General features: G+C 72.8%; 18 protein-coding genes and 1 tRNA gene. 10 read left to right on the top strand and 9 right to left on the bottom strand.

Translation table 11 applies throughout. The annotated features are described in order from the left end of the window. Positions 1-2: 2 nt before the first annotated feature. From ABD979_RS18055 to ABD979_RS18040, 4 genes are read right to left on the bottom strand one after another with little or no spacing between them, the layout of a single operon-like run. Positions 3-1,271, bottom strand: coding sequence for an MFS transporter (locus ABD979_RS18055; protein ID WP_345508900.1), 1,269 nt, complete (start codon positions 1,269-1,271; stop codon positions 3-5). A gap of 16 nt (positions 1,272-1,287) precedes the next feature. Beyond that, positions 1,288-1,785: a MarR family winged helix-turn-helix transcriptional regulator gene (locus ABD979_RS18050; protein WP_345508899.1), complete on the bottom strand. Its 498-nt coding sequence runs from the start codon at positions 1,783-1,785 to the stop codon at positions 1,288-1,290. A 39-nt stretch (positions 1,786-1,824) separates the two neighbouring features. Next, positions 1,825-2,949: a baeRF3 domain-containing protein gene (locus ABD979_RS18045; RefSeq protein ID WP_345508898.1), complete on the bottom strand. Its 1,125-nt coding sequence runs from the start codon at positions 2,947-2,949 to the stop codon at positions 1,825-1,827. Then, entirely contained in the window at positions 2,930-3,946 is a 1,017-nt protein-coding gene (locus tag ABD979_RS18040) for a TerC family protein (RefSeq protein WP_345508897.1), read from the bottom strand. Before ABD979_RS18040 ends, ABD979_RS18045 begins: the two co-directional genes overlap by 20 nt. Positions 3,947-4,090: 144 nt before the next feature. Here ABD979_RS18040 and ABD979_RS18035 point away from each other — a divergent pair, with 144 nt between their 5' ends. Continuing rightward, on the top strand, positions 4,091-4,390 hold the full coding sequence (locus ABD979_RS18035; protein ID WP_345508896.1) for a helix-turn-helix transcriptional regulator: 300 nt from the start codon (positions 4,091-4,093) through the stop codon (positions 4,388-4,390). 91 nt (positions 4,391-4,481) lie between these two features. Here ABD979_RS18035 and ABD979_RS18030 read toward each other — a convergent pair. Continuing rightward, positions 4,482-4,568: transfer RNA gene (locus ABD979_RS18030), tRNA-Leu, on the bottom strand. A gap of 124 nt (positions 4,569-4,692) precedes the next feature. On the opposite strand from ABD979_RS18030, the gene ABD979_RS18025 reads away from it, so the two are divergent. Further along, a complete protein-coding gene (locus ABD979_RS18025) occupies positions 4,693-6,051 on the top strand; it encodes a M20/M25/M40 family metallo-hydrolase (RefSeq protein ID WP_345508895.1) in 1,359 nt (452 codons plus the stop codon). A gap of 64 nt (positions 6,052-6,115) precedes the next feature. On the opposite strand, the gene ABD979_RS18020 is transcribed toward ABD979_RS18025, so the two are convergent. Continuing rightward, on the bottom strand, positions 6,116-6,301 hold the full coding sequence (locus tag ABD979_RS18020) for a DUF5703 family protein (RefSeq protein WP_345508894.1): 186 nt from the start codon (positions 6,299-6,301) through the stop codon (positions 6,116-6,118). Between the two features lie 244 nt (positions 6,302-6,545). On the opposite strand from ABD979_RS18020, the gene ABD979_RS18015 reads away from it, so the two are divergent. Together ABD979_RS18015 and ABD979_RS18010 are read left to right on the top strand one after the other, a co-directional pair. Further along, entirely contained in the window at positions 6,546-7,358 is an 813-nt protein-coding gene (locus ABD979_RS18015) for an SCO4651 family lipoprotein (protein WP_345508893.1), read from the top strand. Between the two features lie 149 nt (positions 7,359-7,507). Next, positions 7,508-7,951 carry a hypothetical protein gene (locus ABD979_RS18010; protein ID WP_345508892.1) on the top strand — a complete coding sequence of 148 codons (444 nt, stop codon included), beginning with the start codon at positions 7,508-7,510 and terminating at the stop codon, positions 7,949-7,951. A gap of 22 nt (positions 7,952-7,973) precedes the next feature. On the opposite strand, the gene ABD979_RS18005 is transcribed toward ABD979_RS18010, so the two are convergent. Continuing rightward, positions 7,974-8,942: an aldo/keto reductase gene (locus tag ABD979_RS18005; RefSeq protein WP_345508891.1), complete on the bottom strand. Its 969-nt coding sequence runs from the start codon at positions 8,940-8,942 to the stop codon at positions 7,974-7,976. Positions 8,943-9,017: 75 nt separating this feature from the next. Between ABD979_RS18005 and ABD979_RS18000 the strand changes: the two genes are divergently transcribed. Beyond that, positions 9,018-10,094, top strand: coding sequence for an LLM class F420-dependent oxidoreductase (locus ABD979_RS18000; RefSeq protein WP_345508890.1), 1,077 nt, complete (start codon positions 9,018-9,020; stop codon positions 10,092-10,094). Positions 10,095-10,219: 125 nt separating this feature from the next. Further along, on the top strand, positions 10,220-11,080 hold the full coding sequence (locus tag ABD979_RS17995) for an undecaprenyl-diphosphate phosphatase (RefSeq protein ID WP_345508889.1): 861 nt from the start codon (positions 10,220-10,222) through the stop codon (positions 11,078-11,080). 13 nt (positions 11,081-11,093) lie between these two features. On the opposite strand, the gene corA is transcribed toward ABD979_RS17995, so the two are convergent. After that, positions 11,094-12,095 carry a magnesium/cobalt transporter CorA gene (corA, locus tag ABD979_RS17990; protein WP_345508888.1) on the bottom strand — a complete coding sequence of 334 codons (1,002 nt, stop codon included), beginning with the start codon at positions 12,093-12,095 and terminating at the stop codon, positions 11,094-11,096. A gap of 81 nt (positions 12,096-12,176) precedes the next feature. On the opposite strand from corA, the gene ABD979_RS17985 reads away from it, so the two are divergent. The 4 genes from ABD979_RS17985 (at position 12,177) to mshC (ending at position 15,589) form a co-directional block, all read left to right on the top strand. Further along, positions 12,177-12,914: an MSMEG_4193 family putative phosphomutase gene (locus ABD979_RS17985; protein ID WP_345508887.1), complete on the top strand. Its 738-nt coding sequence runs from the start codon at positions 12,177-12,179 to the stop codon at positions 12,912-12,914. A gap of 10 nt (positions 12,915-12,924) precedes the next feature. After that, positions 12,925-13,470, top strand: coding sequence for a DUF3090 domain-containing protein (locus ABD979_RS17980; RefSeq protein ID WP_345508886.1), 546 nt, complete (start codon positions 12,925-12,927; stop codon positions 13,468-13,470). Continuing rightward, entirely contained in the window at positions 13,454-14,263 is an 810-nt protein-coding gene (locus ABD979_RS17975; protein WP_345508885.1) for an SCO1664 family protein, read from the top strand. Before ABD979_RS17980 ends, ABD979_RS17975 begins: the two co-directional genes overlap by 17 nt. Before the next feature lie 69 nt (positions 14,264-14,332). Beyond that, a complete protein-coding gene (mshC, locus tag ABD979_RS17970) occupies positions 14,333-15,589 on the top strand; it encodes a cysteine--1-D-myo-inosityl 2-amino-2-deoxy-alpha-D-glucopyranoside ligase (protein WP_345508884.1) in 1,257 nt (418 codons plus the stop codon). Positions 15,590-15,620: 31 nt separating this feature from the next. Here mshC and ABD979_RS17965 read toward each other — a convergent pair whose 3' ends face one another. Further along, positions 15,621-16,475, bottom strand: a complete 855-nt coding sequence (locus ABD979_RS17965) for a PAC2 family protein (protein ID WP_345508883.1) — start codon at positions 16,473-16,475, stop codon at positions 15,621-15,623. Positions 16,476-16,486: the final 11 nt, after the last annotated feature.

Raw genomic sequence — 16,486 nt, 5'->3', positions numbered from 1 at the left:
GGTCAGCCTACTGTCCGGCCGAGGTCGAGCCGGCTGGCCCGACCCCAGAGCCGGCCGAGCAGCATGGCGAGCCCGCCGTAGAGGCACGCGAAGGCGAGCAGCGGCCACCACGCCAGGCCGCTCGCCGGCAGCACGAGCGCGCCGAACGCGGCGGCCGCGACCATGCCGGCGTTGTAGACGACGTCGTAGGCCGAGAAGGCCCGGCCGAGGAGGTGGTCGTCGACGTGCGCCTGCAGGAGCGAGTCGACGGTGATCTTGACGCACTGCGACGTGAACGAGACGGCGAAGGAGACGGCGACGATGCTCCACGGCACGAGGAAGGGGCCGAGCAGGGCGCAGACGACGGCGCCGACCGCGAGCATGCGGGCGGCATACGGCACGGCGGTGAGGCGCGGGGCGAGCCACGGGGTGACGAAGGCGGCCGATGCGAAACCGAGGGCCGAGGCGCCGGCCGCGATGCCGAAGCCCATCGCGCCGTGGCCGCCCTCGAAAGGCCCGCGGAAGAGCAGCAACGTCTGCAGCAGCAGGAAGCCGAAGGGGATGCGCGTGAGGAAGACGAGGCCGAGGAGGAGCCAGGCGCGGTGCGGGAACATCCGCACGGCCTCGACGAGGCCGGTCACGACCGAGCGCGTGATCTGGCCGACGGACGGTGCGCCACTCGTGTCGTCGGGACCGATGAAGGGCAGGCGCGAGGCCACCCAGGCCGCGCCGAGCACCCCTGCGGCCGCGAGCAGCACGTCGACGACGTCGCTGCTGCCGAGCGCCCGCACCCCTGTGCCGACGGCTCCGCCGAGCAGGTAGGCGAGTGAACCGCACGTCGGCGCAACGGAGTTCGCGCTGACGAGCTTGTCCCGGGTGACGACGTGCGGCATGCCGGAGGAGAGCCCCGCGAGGATGAAGCGGTTCACCGAGAAGACGAGCAGGACCAGGGCGTAGAACGCGGGCCCCGTGTCGGTGCCGGAGACGAGCGCCGCGACGCCGAGCATCGCCGTCGCCCGCACGAGCTGGCTGACGACGAGCACGCGGCGTCGCGGCCACCGGTCGAGCAGCACGCCGACGAACGGTCCCAGCGCGCTGTAGGGGAGCAGGACGATGGCGAACGCGATGGCGATCCCGCGGGCGTCGGCCGCCTGCTCGGGGTTGAAGAGGACGTGGCTCGCGAGGGCGACCTGGAAGATGCCGTCGCTGAACGACGAGGCGACCCGGCTCGCGAAGAGGCGGCGGAAGCCGCGCCCCCGCAGCAGGGTCGCCAGGGCGCGCAGGAAGGTCACGCGGAGCAGCGTACGTTCAGTCGCGCGCCCGGCCCGCAGGCACGCCCGCGCCGGCGCCCACGGCGGCGTCGTCGGTCAGCGACGCGGCGACCCGCGCGATCGTCGTCAGCGCGGCCGCGAGGTGCTCCCGTTCCGCCGCGTCGAGGGTCGCGAGCGCGGCCGCGGTCGAGGCAGCCCGGCGGTCGCGCCACCGCTCGAGGCCGGCGCGGGCGGTCGCGGTCAGCTCGAGCCGGACGACGCGCCGGTCGGACGTGTCGCGCTCGCGCACGAGCACGTCGACGGTGACGAGCTGACCGACGAGGGTCGAGACGGTGTTGGCCGCGAGGCCGAGGACGCGCGCGGCCTCGGCGACCGTGATGCCGGGGTTGCGGCGCACGACGCGGGCCAGCTCGAGCTGGGCACCCGAGAGCGCGAGGTGGGGCAGGGGCGTGCCGACGAGGCGGCCCGAACGGCGTCGGAGCAGGCCGATGACGTCGTAGAGGTCGTCGGCCAGGCCGAGGTCGTGCTCATCCACGGCCCGAGCGTACCGAAGCCGGCCACCGGCGCCCCGCGATCAGCGAACCCGGTCCTTCGGGCGGAGTGTGAGGGCGACCCGGTCCCGGTCGGCGAGCGCACCGTCCCGGACGAGGGCGACCCAACCGCCCCGGCGCAGGACGGCCTCGATGACCTCGTCGACGGCATCGTCGATGACGTCCGGGTGCTCGACGTCTTCGGCCGGTGTGAGGAAGTCCCCGTCACGGCTCAGCCGAGCGGGGTAGAACAGCCCCTCCTCGACGGCCAGCATCTCCGGCCGTTCCGCCCGGGAGGCGAGCCACACCGCCGGCATGCCGGTCGCCACCGCGCCGGAGCCGGTCCGTTCCTCGAGCAGGGCGAGGGCCTCGTCCTCGCGGGACCGGAGGTAGGCCTCGAGGACGGGTCGGGTCAGCCGGGCGAGCTCGGGCAGGGGCGTCCGCGCGTGGCTGCCGTGGATGCGCCCGGCCAGACGACGCAGGTTGCCCGACGTCGCTACGAAGCGGGCCAGGGTGCGGGTGGCGCCGACGAGGACCAGCGGTGCCGGGTGCACCCTCAGGTAGGTGCCGAGACTCCGGTCGACGGTGCGGAAGAAGGCATCGGTCCGCCGGTCGGCCACCGCGGTGCGTCCCCGCCGCTCACGGCCTGCGACGAGGGGGAACGGCGTGCCGAGCGCCGGCGTCATCGAGTCGCCGACCCCGTCGAAGAGACGGGCCTCGTGCTCGGTCAGCACGAGGACGACGTGACGAGGCGTGCGGTGCAGCGTCCGCACGAGGTCGCGGGTGGCGAAGGTGGGGTCGACGACCGCCCGGTCGACGACGGCCTCGGGCAGGCTCCACGCGGAGGCGTGGAGGCCACCGACGAAGAGCGCCACGGCCGCACGCGTCGGCCGGCGCCGGGCGTCGTCCACCAGGCGGCCCAGCTCGTCGCGGGCGACCCCGGACACCTCGGCGCCGAACTCGTCGTGGACCCGCCGCACGGCGTCCTCGACGAGCGCCTCGAGCCGCTCGAGGTCGGTGGTTCTCATGGTCGGGGCCGCCTCGGTGCTGCACAGGACGGAGACCGCGGGGTAGTCCCGCACGGACTGGAGGGCGAGCACGTCGGTGGGCGTCGGCGACGGCAGCGCCGTGTCGCGCAGCTCGGTGGCGTCAGTGGCTGTCAGGGTCATCGGGTCCTCCTCGGGTGGCGGTCTGGTGACGGGGCGGAGTGGGGGATGGGGTGGGAGATGGGGTGGGGGATGGGGTGCGGGTGCTCCAGAGGCTGCTCGCGATGCTGACCGTGAGCGTGAGCACGATGACGCCGAGGGTGACGGGCACGGGCAGCTTGCCGACGGGCGTCTGGGCGAGGACGAGCTTGACCCCGGCGAAGGCGAGCAGGACGGCCAGGCCGTAGTGCAGGTGAACGAAGCGGACCAGCAGGCCCGCGAGGCAGAAGTAGAGCGCCCGGAGCCCGAGGACGGCGAAGGCGTTGGCCGCCCACACGATGAAGGTCGTGGTCGTGATCGCGAGGACGGCCGCCACGGAGTCGATCGCGAAGACGAGGTCGGTCGCCTCGACGGCGACGAGGGCGACGAAGAGCAGCGTCGCCGTCCGGCGCCCGTCGACGCGGACGAAGAACCGTCCGCCGTGGTACTCGGGGGTCGTCGGGACCACCCGCCGCACGAGGCGGACGACGACGTTGCGCTGCGGGTCGACCTCGGCCGAGTGGTGGAAGGCCATCTTCCAGGCGGTGTAGAGCAGCAGCGCGCCGAGCAGCGCCGCGGTCCACGAGAGTGCCTCGAGGAGGGCGACACCGGCGAAGATGAAGACGAGGCGGAAGACGAGAGCACCGATGACGCCCCAGAAGAGGACCGTGTGCTGGAGGCGTCGCGGCACGGCCAGGGCGGCGAACACCATCGCGAAGACGAAGACGTTGTCGATCGAGAGCGCCTTCTCGATGAGGTAGCCCGCGTAGTAGGTGCCGGCCACCTCGGCGCCCTGCCAGACCCAGAGGACCACGCCGAAGCCGAGCCCCACGGCGATCCAGACGGCGCTCCAGGTGGCTGCCTCCCGCAGGCCGATCTCGTGGTGGTCGCGGTGCAGGAGCAGGTCGACCGCCAACATGGCCACGATCGTCAGGACGAGGGCGGTCCACGCCCACCAGGGAACGGCGAACGTCTGGTCCACGGCGGCTCCTTCGACGGTGTCGAAGGTCTCTCCCACCGGAACGGGCCGCGGTCGAGGCGCCGGGTCGGGGTCGACCGGGGTGACGACGCTCTCGTTTCGGGATACTCCCCTTGCGCGACACAGTATTGGCGAAATACTTGTCGCATGTCAACGTCCAGGTGGACCTTCCTGTCCAACCACACGCACGTCCTCGTGTGCCTCGCCCGCGACCCCGACGCGACGATGAGGGACGTCGCCGAGCAGGTGGGGATCACCGAGCGCGCGGTGCAGCGCATCGTGGGCGACCTCGAGACGGCCGGCTACCTCAGCCGGCGACGGGCGGGCCGGCGCAACGCCTACTCGCTCCGGGCGGACCGGCCCCTGCGGCACCCGCTCGAGGCGGGGACGGACGTGCGGACGCTGCTCTCCGTGCTCGACCCGGGGGTCGGGCCCGACGCGGACTGAGCGGGCGCCGGCCCGCAGCGCGCGTCCGCTCGTGCAGCCCGGGGAACGAGAACGGTCCCGGGTCTTCGACCTGCGAAGACCCGGGACCGGCTGGTGTCGAGGGGGGGACTTGAACCCCCACGCCCGTTAAGGGCACTAGCACCTCAAGCTAGCGCGTCTGCCATTCCGCCACCCCGACAAGGTGATGTGCAAGGGGCTCGTGGAATCCCTTGCGGCGAGACGAAACGTTAGCACGGGGCCTGCGCAAAAGACCAAACCGGGCGGATGCGCCGGCGCCCGGCACCCGGCATACGCTGATCGGCATGAGCCACAGCGACGCCGACCGCACCGTGACGCCCACTGCGACAGGGGCGTCCGCGCCCGAGGACGAGGTCGCGCGCCTCTGCGCCGAGCTGATCCGGATCGACTCGTCGAACTACGGCGACGGCTCGGGCCCGGGGGAGCGCGAGGCCGCCGAGTACGTCATGGGCCAGCTCGCCGACGTCGGTCTCGAGGGCACCCTGCTCGAGAGCGAGCCGGGTCGCGCGACGGTCGTCGTGCGGCTCGAGGGCGAGGACTCCTCGCGCCCCGGCCTGGCCGTGCACGGTCACCTCGACGTCGTGCCGGCGAACGCCGCCGACTGGCAGGTCGACCCCTTCGGCGCCGAGGAGCGCGACGGGTGCATCTGGGGCCGCGGCGCCGTCGACATGAAGGACATGGACGCGATGATCCTCGCGAACATCCGTCACTTCGCGCGCACCGGCACGAAGCCGGCCCGTGACACGACCTTCGTCTTCTTCGCCGACGAGGAGGCCGGGGGCACGCACGGCAGCCACTGGCTCGTCGACCACCACCCGCAGTGGTTCGAGGGCGTCACCGAGGCGATCAGCGAGGTCGGCGGCTACAGCGTCACGGTGCCGACCCCGACGGGCCAGCAGCGGGCCTACCTGCTGCAGACCGCCGAGAAGGGCATCGCCTGGCTGCGGCTGCGCGCGCACGGCCGCGCGGGCCACGGCTCGGTGCCCAACGACGCGAACGCGATCGTGCGGCTCGCAGGGGCCGTCGGGCGCATCGCCGCGCACGAGTGGCCGCGGGAGTACATCGCGTCGGTGCGCGAGCTGCTCGACACCCTGAGCACGATGACCGGGCTCTCGGCCGACGACGCCGACCTCGAGCCCCTGCTCGCCACGCTCGGCGGCGCCCAGGGCTTCGTGCGCGGCACGCTGCGCGACACGGCGAACGTGACGATGCTCGAGTCGGGCTACAAGCACAACGTCATCCCGCAGACGGCGACCGCGGCCGTCGACTGCCGCTTCCTGCCGGGCCACGAGGACGCCCTCATGGCCACGATCCGCGAGCTGGCGGGGGAGCACGTCGAGGTCGAGGTCGTGCACCGCGACGTCGCGCTCGAGGCGCCGTTCTCCGGCGACCTCGTCGAGTCGATGAAGCAGGCGCTGCTGCGCGAGGACCCCGAGGCGGCCGTCCTGCCCTACTGCCTCTCCGGCGGCACCGACAACAAGGCGCTCGGGCGGCTCGGCATCCAGGGCTACGGCTTCGCGCCGCTGCGGCTGCCGGCCGACCTCGACTTCGCGCCGATGTTCCATGGCATCGACGAGCGGGTGCCCGTCGACTCGCTGCGGTTCGGCGCGCGCGTGCTCGGCGACTTCCTGCGCACCTGCTGACCCGCGGCCGTATGCCGGCGGCTGCACCCGCGCGTCGGCGCGGCCCCAGGCCGTGCGTGAGGCTTCAGGCCGTGCGCTCGATGCGCATGATGCGCCGGCGCAGCCACATCCGGCGGACACCGCCTTCGTAGATCACCGTCCGCGACAGCTCCCACCGGCCGTATTCGGCGTGCTCACGCACCGCCTGTCGCGCCTGGGACTTGGACGTGTGGCGGTCGAAGGTGAGGACCCGGTACTCGTACTCCGTCATCGCCGACCATTCTGTCACCCCGGTGCGCGCCCCGTCGCGCCACCGGGGTGATCCCCGAGGTCGACCTCAGGGATCACCCTGGACGCACCCCGGTAGGTGGCGGCGGTGGGTCGGTGCGAGCGCTCGGCGCGATACGGTTCGAGGGTCAGTTGACCGCCCGTGCGGCCCGGAGACGGGTGCGGACGGGCGGCCGTCGGGGGAACCGCCCGGACCCACCCGGCGTCCAGGGCCCAGGAGGTCAGTCATGAAGTGGAACATCCGCCGCACCGCGGCTGCAGTCATCGTCCTTCCCGCCGTGCTCGGCGTCGCCGCGTGTGGCTCGAACGGCAGCCCGGCCCCAGCCGGCCAGAGCCAGAACCAGACCCAGGGCCAGACGTCGGCCGCCAGCAGCTCGGCCGCGCCGAGCACCGACGCGTCCGCGCAGCCCTACCAGGACAAGGCGGCGTTCGTCGCCGCGATGAACGCCGCCGGCCAGGACGCCACGTCGGCGCACGTGAGCATGACGATGGACGCCGCCGGCCAGAAGATCGCCATCGAGGGCGACACGAAGGTCGACGCGTCGAACCCGGCCATGAAGATGAGCATGGACATGGGCAGCTCGATGAAGCTCGACATGATCGTCGTCGACAAGAAGGTCTACATGAAGGGCTTCCCTGGCCTCGCCGCGGGCAAGTGGGCCGTTATCGACAGCAGCTCGACGACGGGCAAGCAGCTCGCCGACGCGCTCAACCAGGCGGACCCGTCGAAGATGTACGACCAGTTCGGCGCGGCGGTCTCGGACGTCAAGTACGTCGGCGAGGACACCGTCGACGGCGCCAAGACGTTCAAGTACGACCTGACCCTCGACACCAAGTCCATGCAGGCCCAGCTCGGCTCCGACGCGACGAAGCTGCCGGCGACGATCACCTACACGGCGTGGCTCGACGAGGAGAACCACCTGCGCAAGGTGACCTTCGACCTGTCCGGCGTCAAGGCGGTCATGACGATGAGCAAGTACGGCGAGCCCGTCGACATCACGGCCCCCGCGGCCGCCGACACGGTCAAGGCCCCGCTCTGACCCGACTCCGGGCTGTCCCGGTCCGGCACCAGCCGGCCACCCGCACGACCGAACGGCCCCGCCACGAGTGCTCCTCGTGGCGGGGCCGTTCGCCGTCCCGTCACGTCGATGCGGTTCTCAGCACCCCATGGGTCGACTACGGTCGACCCATGACCGTGGACCCCCGCGCCGCCCTCGAGCAGCTGATCGCCGCCCTCGAACGCCACCTCGAGGCGGCGAACGCCAGCCGAGACCCCGACCACCCGATGGTCATGGCGGCCGCCCAGGACCTCGCCGAGGCCTTCGACGACTACGACGAGGCGCTCTACGAGGCGACCGAGGTGGCGACCCCGCTCGCGATCTACGGCGACGAGTTCGACGGCCCCGAGGACGAGGACCGCGAGGGCGGTGCCGTCTACGCCGGCCTCGACGCGGACGAGTACGACGACGAGGACGACGAGGACGACGACGACGACGAGGACGACGACCTCGATGACGACGACGAGGACGACGAGGACGACGAGGACGACGAGGACGACGAGGACGACGAGGACGACGACGAGGACGACGACGACGACCCGCGCGTCACCGACGGGGCGCCCGCGCGTTCCTGACCCCGGGAGGCGGCGCTCGGGGTCAGCGACGTCCCGGGGCGCCGGCACCGCCCGACGGCGACGACACGTCGTCGAGGGCCGCCACGATCTCGTCGGGCAGCACGAGCTCGAGGCTCGCGAGGGCCGAGCGCAGCTGGCCGGACGTGCGGGCACCGACGATCGGCGCCGCCACACCGGGCCGGTCGCGCACCCAGGCGAGCGCGACCTCGGCGGGCGTCGTGCCCAGCCCCCGGGCCGCCATCGCCACGGCGTCGGCGATCCGCGACGAGCGTTCGTCGAGGAACCGGCCGGCGAAGTTCGGGAAGTCGGGGGACCCCGCACGCGAGCCCGAGGGGATGCCGTTGCGGTACTTGCCGGTGAGGACGCCACGGGCGAGCGGTGACCACGGGAGCAGCCCGAAGCCGAGCGCCTCGGCGGCCGGCGCGAGCTCGGTCTCGGGCGAGCGGGACGTCAGGGAGTACTCGACCTCGTTGGCCACCAACGGGATCCGAGCTGCCTCGAGCAGGCTGAGGGCGCGCGTCGCCTGCCAGGCGGAGTAGTTCGACACGCCCACGTAGCGAGCACGGCCGGACGTCACCGCCCACTCGAGCGCCGACATCGTCTCGGCCAGCGGCACGTCGTCCGACCACGTGTGCACGAGCCAGAGGTCGACGTGGTCGCTCCGGAGCCGACCGAGCGAGGTGTCGAGCTGGGCCATCAGCCCCCGCCGCGACACGTCGACGCGTCGCGTGCCGTCCGCCCGCGAAATGCCGGCCTTGGTGCAGACGACGACGTCCTCGCGGGAGACCGTGCCCTCGAGCAGCTCGCCGAGGATCGACTCGGCGTCCCCGCCGCCGTAGCCGTAGGCGGTGTCGACGAGGTTGCCGCCCGCGTCGACGAAGGCGCGGAGGTGCTCACCGGCCTCGTGGCGGTCGACGGCGTTGCCCCAGAGCATCGTCCCGAGGGCGAGCGGGGTGACGGGAAGACCGGACGAGCCGAGACGCCTGCGCATGGACCTGACGGTAGTGGGCGGCATCCGGCGGCGGGTGCCCGGCACGTCGAAGTCGGCGCCGATACCCTGCGGGTCATGAGGATCGGTGTGAATCTCGGGTACTGGGGACGCGGCACGACCGGGGCCGACCAGGTGGCCCTGGCCCAGGCAGCGGACCGCCTCGGCTACGACAGCGTCTGGGTGGCGGAGGCCTACGGGTCGGACAGCCCGTCGATGCTCGCGTGGATCGGGGCGCTGACCGAGCACGTCGGGCTGGGGTCGGCCGTCATGCAGATCCCCGGCCGCACCCCGGCCATGACGGCCATGACCGCCACGACGATCGACACCATGTCGGGCGGTCGCTTCCGCCTCGGCCTCGGCGTCTCCGGGCCGCAGGTGAGTGAGGGCTGGCACGGTGTGCCCTTCCGGCACCCGCTCGGACGCACCCGCGACTACGTCGAGATCGTCCGGGCGGCCGTGCGCCGCGACACGGTCAGCCACGACGGCCCGCACTACCCGCTGCCGCTGCCGGGCGGGCCGGGCAAGGCCCTCAAGCTCGGCTCGCGCCCGGTGCGCACCGACATCCCCGTCTACCTCGCGGCGGTCGGTCCGAAGAACCTCGAGCTCACCGGCGAGGTCGCCGAGGGCTGGCTCGCGATCTTCTTCAGCCCCGAGCACGCCGGTGACCTCCTCGCCACGCTCGAGACGGGTCGCCGGCGCGGTGGCCGCGGGCCGCTCGAGCACCCCATGGCGGGTTTCGACGTCGTGGCGACGACACCCGTCGTCCTCGTCGACGACGTCGCGGCCGCCGCCGACCACGTGCGCGACTACTGCGCCCTCTACATCGGTGGGATGGGCTCGCGCGAGCAGAACTTCTACAACCAGCTCGCCTGCCGGATGGGCTTCGAGGACGCCGCCGCGCGGATCCAGGACCTCTACCTGGCCGGCCGGCACCGCGAGGCGGCTGCTGCCGTGCCCCTCGAGTTCATCGACGAGACAGCCCTGCTCGGCTCACCGGCCCGTGTGGCGAGCCGCCTCGGACGCTACGAGGCAGCCGGCGTCACGACGCTCTCGGTCGCCGTCGGCGGCGGCATGACGCGCGACGATGCCCTGACCACGCTCGACGTCGTCGCGCGCATCGCCGGTCTCGAGCCGCCGGGGCCCGCAGCCTGACGCCGCGCCGGGCCGGGCTCCCACCGGAGGCCCGGGATGAAGTGCGACACTGTGCCCGACCGGCTGCCACCCCACGGGGGCGCGGCCACGCCCGTCTCTCCCGCCCGGAAGGCCCACCCTGAACCATGGCTGACCTCAGCTACCTCGACGCCGTCGTCCTCGGCATCGTCGAGGGCCTCACCGAGTACCTCCCCGTGTCGTCCACCGGGCACCTCACCATCACCGAGAAGCTGCTCGGGCTGAAGGTCGACGACGCGGCCGTGACGGCCTACACCGCCGTCATCCAGCTCGGCGCGATCGCGGCCACGCTGCTCTACTTCTTCCGCGACATCGTGCGCTTCGCCGTGGCGTGGTTCCGCGGCCTCGGCTCCGTCGAGGCCCGCAAGGACCCGGACTACGGCCTCGCCTGGGCGGTCGTCATCGGCTCGATCCCCGTCGGCGTCGTGGGCTTCCTCGGCCGTGGCATCGTCTCCGGACCGCTGCGCAGCCTCTGGGTCGTGGCGGCCGCGCTGCTGCTCTGGAGCGTCGTCATGGTCGTGGCCGAGCGGCTGCACAGCCGCTTCGAGGCGCAGGGGGCGCTCCGGGGTGAGCACTCGGTGCGCCCGGTCGACGGGCTCGTCATCGGCCTCGTGCAGTGCTTCTCGCTCGTGCCGGGCGTCTCCCGCTCGGGAGCGACGATCTCGGCGGGCATCGCGCGCGGCATCGACCGCGTGACGGCCACCCGCCTCAGCTTCTTCCTCGCGATCCCCGCGCTGACGGCGGCCGGCCTCTTCCAGGCCGTCGAGGAGAAGAGCGGCCTGGCCGCGCTCGGCATCGGGCCCGTGCTCGTCGGGCTCGTCGTCGCCTTCATCGTCGCCTACGCCTCGATCGCCTGGCTGCTGCGCTTCGTCGCCTCGAACAGCCTGATGGCCTTCGTCTGGTACCGCGTCGTGCTCGGGGTCGTGCTCGTCGTCGTGCTCGCCACGAACGTCATCACGGCGACCTGAGCCGCAGGCCCGCTCAGAGCCAGCCGGAGCGCTTGAAGGCGCGGAACAGCCCGAGGCACGCCGAGGCCATGACGAGCAGCACGACGAAGTAGCCGTACTGGAACTCCCCGTCGCCGACGTGGATGCTCGCGCTGAGCTCCGGCATGTGCTCGAAGTTCATGCCGTAGATGCCGGCGATCATCGTCGGCACCGCGGCGATGGCCACCCAGGCCGAGATGCGGCGCATGTCCTCGTTCTGCTTGACCGAGACGCTCGCGAGGTGCGCCGACAGCACGTCGGTCAGGAGCCGGTCGTAGGACTCGACGTGGTCGTTGACGAGCCGCAGGTGGTCGGCGACGTCGCGGAAGAACGGCATGATCGGGTCAGGCAGCGTGCGGCCGCGGCCCCGCTCCATGAACTGCGTCAGGGTGTCTGCGAGCGGCTGGCTGGCCCGCCGGAACTCGAGCACCTCGCGCTTGAGGCGGTAGATCGTGTTCGCGTCGCCCCCGAGGTGCGAGGCGAAGACCTGCTCCTCGATCTGCTCGAGGTCACGGCGCACCTCGCGGTCGACGACGAGGTAGTTGTCGACCACGGAGTCCATGACCGCGTGCAGCACGGTCATCGCGCCGTGGTGGAGCCGGTCGGGCTCGTTCTCCAGGCGCTGGCGCACGCCGGCGAGCGGGTTGCCCTCACCGTGCCGCACCGTGACGACGAACCGGTCGCCGATGAAGAGCATCACCTCGCCGGTCTCGATGTCGCTCGTCGCCTCGATGTAGCGCAGCGTCTTCAGCACGACGAACGTCGAGGTCTCGTACTGCTCGATCTTCGCGCGCTGGTGCCCGTTGACGGCGTCCTCCACGGCGAGGGGGTGCAGGTGCAGCTCCTCGTTGACGAGGTCGAACTCCTCGTCGGTGGGGTCCTTGAGGCCGATCCACAGGAAGCCGTCCTGGGTGAGGCGCAGCACGTCGAGCTCGTCGCTGAGGTCGCCGCAGCCCTGGCGCCGTCCCTCGCGGTAGATGGCCTTGTCCACGATCACCTCCCTACTTCACCACGTCGCGCCCCCGACCGCGCCCAGGGCGTGCCGAACCCGCCGGAGCGGCCGGGCTAGGGTGGCGGCGTGCCCACCGTCCTGCTCGTGCGCCACGGGCGCTCCACCTCCAACACCGCCGGCACGCTCGCGGGCTGGACCCCCGGCGTGCTGCTCGATCCGACCGGCGAGGCGCAGGCGACGGCGCTCGGTCGGCGACTCGCTGCGGCCGGGCTGACCCTGGCCGAGATCGTCACGTCGCCGCTCGAGCGGTGCGTGCAGACCGCCGACCTGCTCGCGGCCCCGCTGGAGGGCGCCGTACCGCGCAGCGTCCACGACGGGCTGGGGGAGTGCCGCTACGGCGCGTGGACCGGGCGACCGATCACCGAGCTGGCCAAGGAGGAGCTCTGGAAGGTCGTGCAGGACCGCCCGAGCGAGGTGCGCTTCCCGGACTCGGAGGCCTACGAGGCCGAGTCGATGGCGCAGATGCAGGAGCGCGCGCTCGCGGCGGTGCACGAGACCGACGCGCGGCTGCGGGAGTCGCACGGCCCGGATGCCGTGTGGATCGCGGTCTCGCACGGTGACGTCATCAAGTCGATCGTCTCGGACGCGAGCGGGGCCCGCCTCGACGACTTCCAGCGCATCCACGTCGACCCGGCATCCGTCAGCGTCGTGCGCTACACGAGCCGGAAGCCCTTCGTGCTGCGGGTCAACGACGTCGGTGGTGACCTCACCGGCCTGCGCCCGCCCGAGCGGCCGGCCGCGCCGGAGGGCGACGCCGTCGTGGGCGGGGGAGCGGGAGCCGGAGCGGACGAGGCCGTCGGATAGGGTCGGGAGCATGACCTACCAGGACTTCGACCCGGTCGACCGGTTCGTCGCCGGCACCGTCGGCCCGGCCGGTCAGCGCGCCTTCTACCTGCAGGCGAGAACCGGCCCGCTCGTGGTCACCGTCGGCCTCGAGAAGCAGCAGGTCTCGATCCTCGCCGACCGCGTGAACGACGTGCTCGACCAGCTCGCGCCCGGCGCGGCGGTGGAGCCCGGCGAGCCCGGCGGGGCGCCCGAGGACACCGACCCGTTGCAGACGCCGTTCGACGAGGACTGGCACGTGCAGACGCTGTCGCTGGCCTGGGACGAGGACCGTCAGCGGCTCGTCATCGAGTGCCACGACCACGACCCCGACGAGCAGGACGACGCGCCGGCCGAGCCGGTCGCGCCGCTGGCGGGCAACTCGATCCGGGTGAGCCTGACGCCGGCGCAGGCGCGCGCCTTCGCGCGACGCAGCAACGCCCTCGTCGCCGCCGGCCGGCCGCCCTGCCCCTTCTGCGGCAACCCGCTCGACCCCACGGGCCACATCTGCCCGCGGGCCAATGGCTACAAGCGCTGAGACCACCCCGTCGCCCGTCGACCTGACGGGCGATCTCGAGGTGCTGGGGCGGGTGGCCGACTCCTCCAACCTCGCGGTCGTCGCGCGCATCGCGAGCGTGCCCGGTGGCCACGTCATCTACAAGCCGGTCCGCGGCGAGCGGCCCCTCTGGGACTTCCCCGACGGCACCCTCGCGGGGCGTGAGGTCGCCGCGCACGTCGTCTCGCGGCTCGGGGGCTGGCACGTCGTGCCGCCCACCGTCATGCGCGACGGGCCGCTGGGCCCGGGCTCGGTGCAGCTCTGGATCGGCGACCCGTTCGACCCGGTGGCCGACGACGTGGTCGTCGACCTCGTGCCCGAGGGCCGCACCCCCGACGGGTGGCGCGCCGTCCTCGACGGTGAGACGCCGACCGGCTCGGCCGTGACGGTCGTGCACTCCGGCGCCGACGACGTGCGCTCCCTGTCAGTGCTCGACGCCGCCCTCAACAACTCCGACCGCAAGGGCTCGCACTGCTTGCGCGACAAGGCCGGTCGGCTCTGGGCCATCGACCACGGCGTCACCTTCTCGCCGACGCCGAAGCTGCGCACCGTGCTCTGGGGCTGGGCGGGCGAGCCGTTGCCGGAGCGCGACCTCGAGCGGCTCGAGCAGCTGCGTCGCGCGCTCGACGACGACCTGGTGCGCGCCGAGCTGCTGGAGCTGCTGCCGGAGGACGACGTCGACGCGCTCGTGAAGCGCGTGGGCCGCCTCATCGCGCGGGGCGTGCACCCGGAGCCGCGCCGTGACTGGCCCTCGGTGCCCTGGCCGCCGCTCTGACCTGACCGTGACGGGTCCCGGGACGCCACCGGGCGCGGGGCGCCGTGGACGCCGGGATAGAGTCTGCGCGTGAGAAGTTGGCCGATGCCGTTCATCCCAGAGGTTCCCGGCCGCGCACCCGAGGTGCGGGTCCGAGACACGGCATCCGGAGAGCTGGTGCCTGCCGCTCGCGGCGACGTCGTCACGCTCTACGTCTGCGGCATCACGCCGTACGACGCCACCCACATGGGCCACGCGGCGACCTACGTCACCTTCGACCTGCTCGGTCGGGTGCTGCGCGACAGCGGCCACGCGGTGCGCTACGTGCAGAACATCACCGACATCGACGACCCGCTGCTCGAGCGGGCCGAGCGCGACGGGCTCGACTGGCGCCACCTCGCGACGCGCGAGATCGCGCTCTTCCGCGAGGACATGACCGCGCTGGCCGTCATCCCGCCGGACGAGTACCTCGGCGCGGTCGAGAGCATCCCCACCTTCGTGCCCCCGATCGAGCGCCTCGTCGCGCAGGGGTGGGCGTATGCCGTCGCCGCCCCCGACGCGTCGCGCCCGGGTGCGCAGGACTACTACTTCGACGTCGCGAAGGACCCGCGCTTCGGTTCGGTGAGCCACCTCGACGAGGACGGCATGCTCGAGGTCTTCGCGGAGCGCGGGGGAGACCCCGACCGCGAGGGCAAGCGCAACCGGCTCGACGCGCTCCTCTGGCGCGCGCACCGCGAGGGCGAGCCCGAGTGGGACGGTGGCTCGCTCGGGTCCGGCCGGCCCGGGTGGCACATCGAGTGCGCCTGCATCGCCCTCGACCACCTCGGCGTGCCGGTCGACGTGCAGGGTGGCGGCACCGACCTCGTCTTCCCGCACCACGAGATGAGTGCCGCCCACGCGCGCGCCCTCAGCGGGTCGTCCTCCTTCGCCGGGGCGTTCGTGCACCAGGGCATGGTCGGTCTCGACGGCGAGAAGATGAGCAAGAGCCGCGGCAACCTCGTGCTCGTCTCGCAGCTGCGGCGCGACGGGATCGACCCCATGGCGATCCGCCTCGCCCTGCTCGCCCGGCACCACGCCGGCGACTGGATGTGGACCGACTCCCAGCTCGACCAGGCCCAGCAGCGGCTCGACACGTGGCGCAGCGCCCTGTCGGGCAACGGCGGCCCGGTGGCCGACCAGACCGTCGACGACATGCGCGCCGCCCTCGCCGACGACCTCGACAGCCCCCGCGCGCTCGAGGCCGTCGACCGGTGGGCGAGCCAGGCCCTGAGCCGCGGCGGCGACGACCCGGGCGCCCCGGGAGTGCTCGGACGCGCGCTGGACGCCCTGCTGGGCATCCGCATCTGACGAGCGGGGACCGGCTGGGTCGGCGTCCGCGTCAGCGGCCGGTCTGGTCGTCGTCGCGGCCGCGGAGGTAGCGCTCGAACTCGCGGGCGATGGCGTCGCCGCTCGCCTCGGGCAGCTCGGCGGTGTCCTGGGCCTCCTCGAGCGACTGGACGTACTCGGCGACCTCCTCGTCGGACTGCGCGAGCTCGTCGACGCCGCGCTCCCAGGCGCGGGCGTTCTCCTCGAGGTCGCCGTGCGGCACGGTGATGCCGAGCAGCGACTCGATGCGGCGCAGCAAGCTGAGGGTCGCCTTGGGCGACGGCGGGCCACCGGCATAGTGCGGCACGGCCGCCCAGGCCGAGACGGTGGGGATGCCGGAGTCGCTGGCCGTGTGCGAGAGCACCCCGACGATGCCGGTCGGCCCCTCGTAGCGGCTCGCCTCGGCGTCGAAGCGGTGGATGGCCGCCTCGTCCTCGGCCGTCGCGGTCACGGGGATCGGACGGGTGTGCGGCACGTCGGCGAGCAGCGCACCGATCGTGATGATCGTCGTCACGCCCAGCTGCTCGGCGAGCTCGAGCAGCTCCACCGAGAAGGCGCGCCAGCGCATCGAGGGCTCGATGCCCTGGACGAGCACGACGTCGCGGTCGAAGCCGGTCTCGGTGGCGACGAGGATGCGCGTGGTCGGCCAGGTGAGCAGTCGACGGCCGTCCTCCATCGAGACGCGGGGACGGTTGACCTGGAAGTCGTAGTAGTCCTCGGGGTCGAAGGCGGCCACCACCTCGGCGTCCCACACCTCCGCGAGGTGCCGGACGGCGCTCGTGGCGGCCTCCCCGGCATCGTTCCAGCCCTCGAAGGCCGCGATGAGCACCGGGTCGTTGAGCTCCGGCACGTCCTCGAACTCCAGCACGTCGTCTCCTT

It is taken from the genome of Terrabacter aeriphilus (assembly GCF_039542985.1).
In the GTDB taxonomy this organism is placed as follows: domain Bacteria; phylum Actinomycetota; class Actinomycetes; order Actinomycetales; family Dermatophilaceae; genus Terrabacter; species Terrabacter aeriphilus.
The sequence above is the reverse complement of the archived record's forward strand: the minus strand, read 5'-3'. Positions and strand labels throughout refer to the sequence as shown.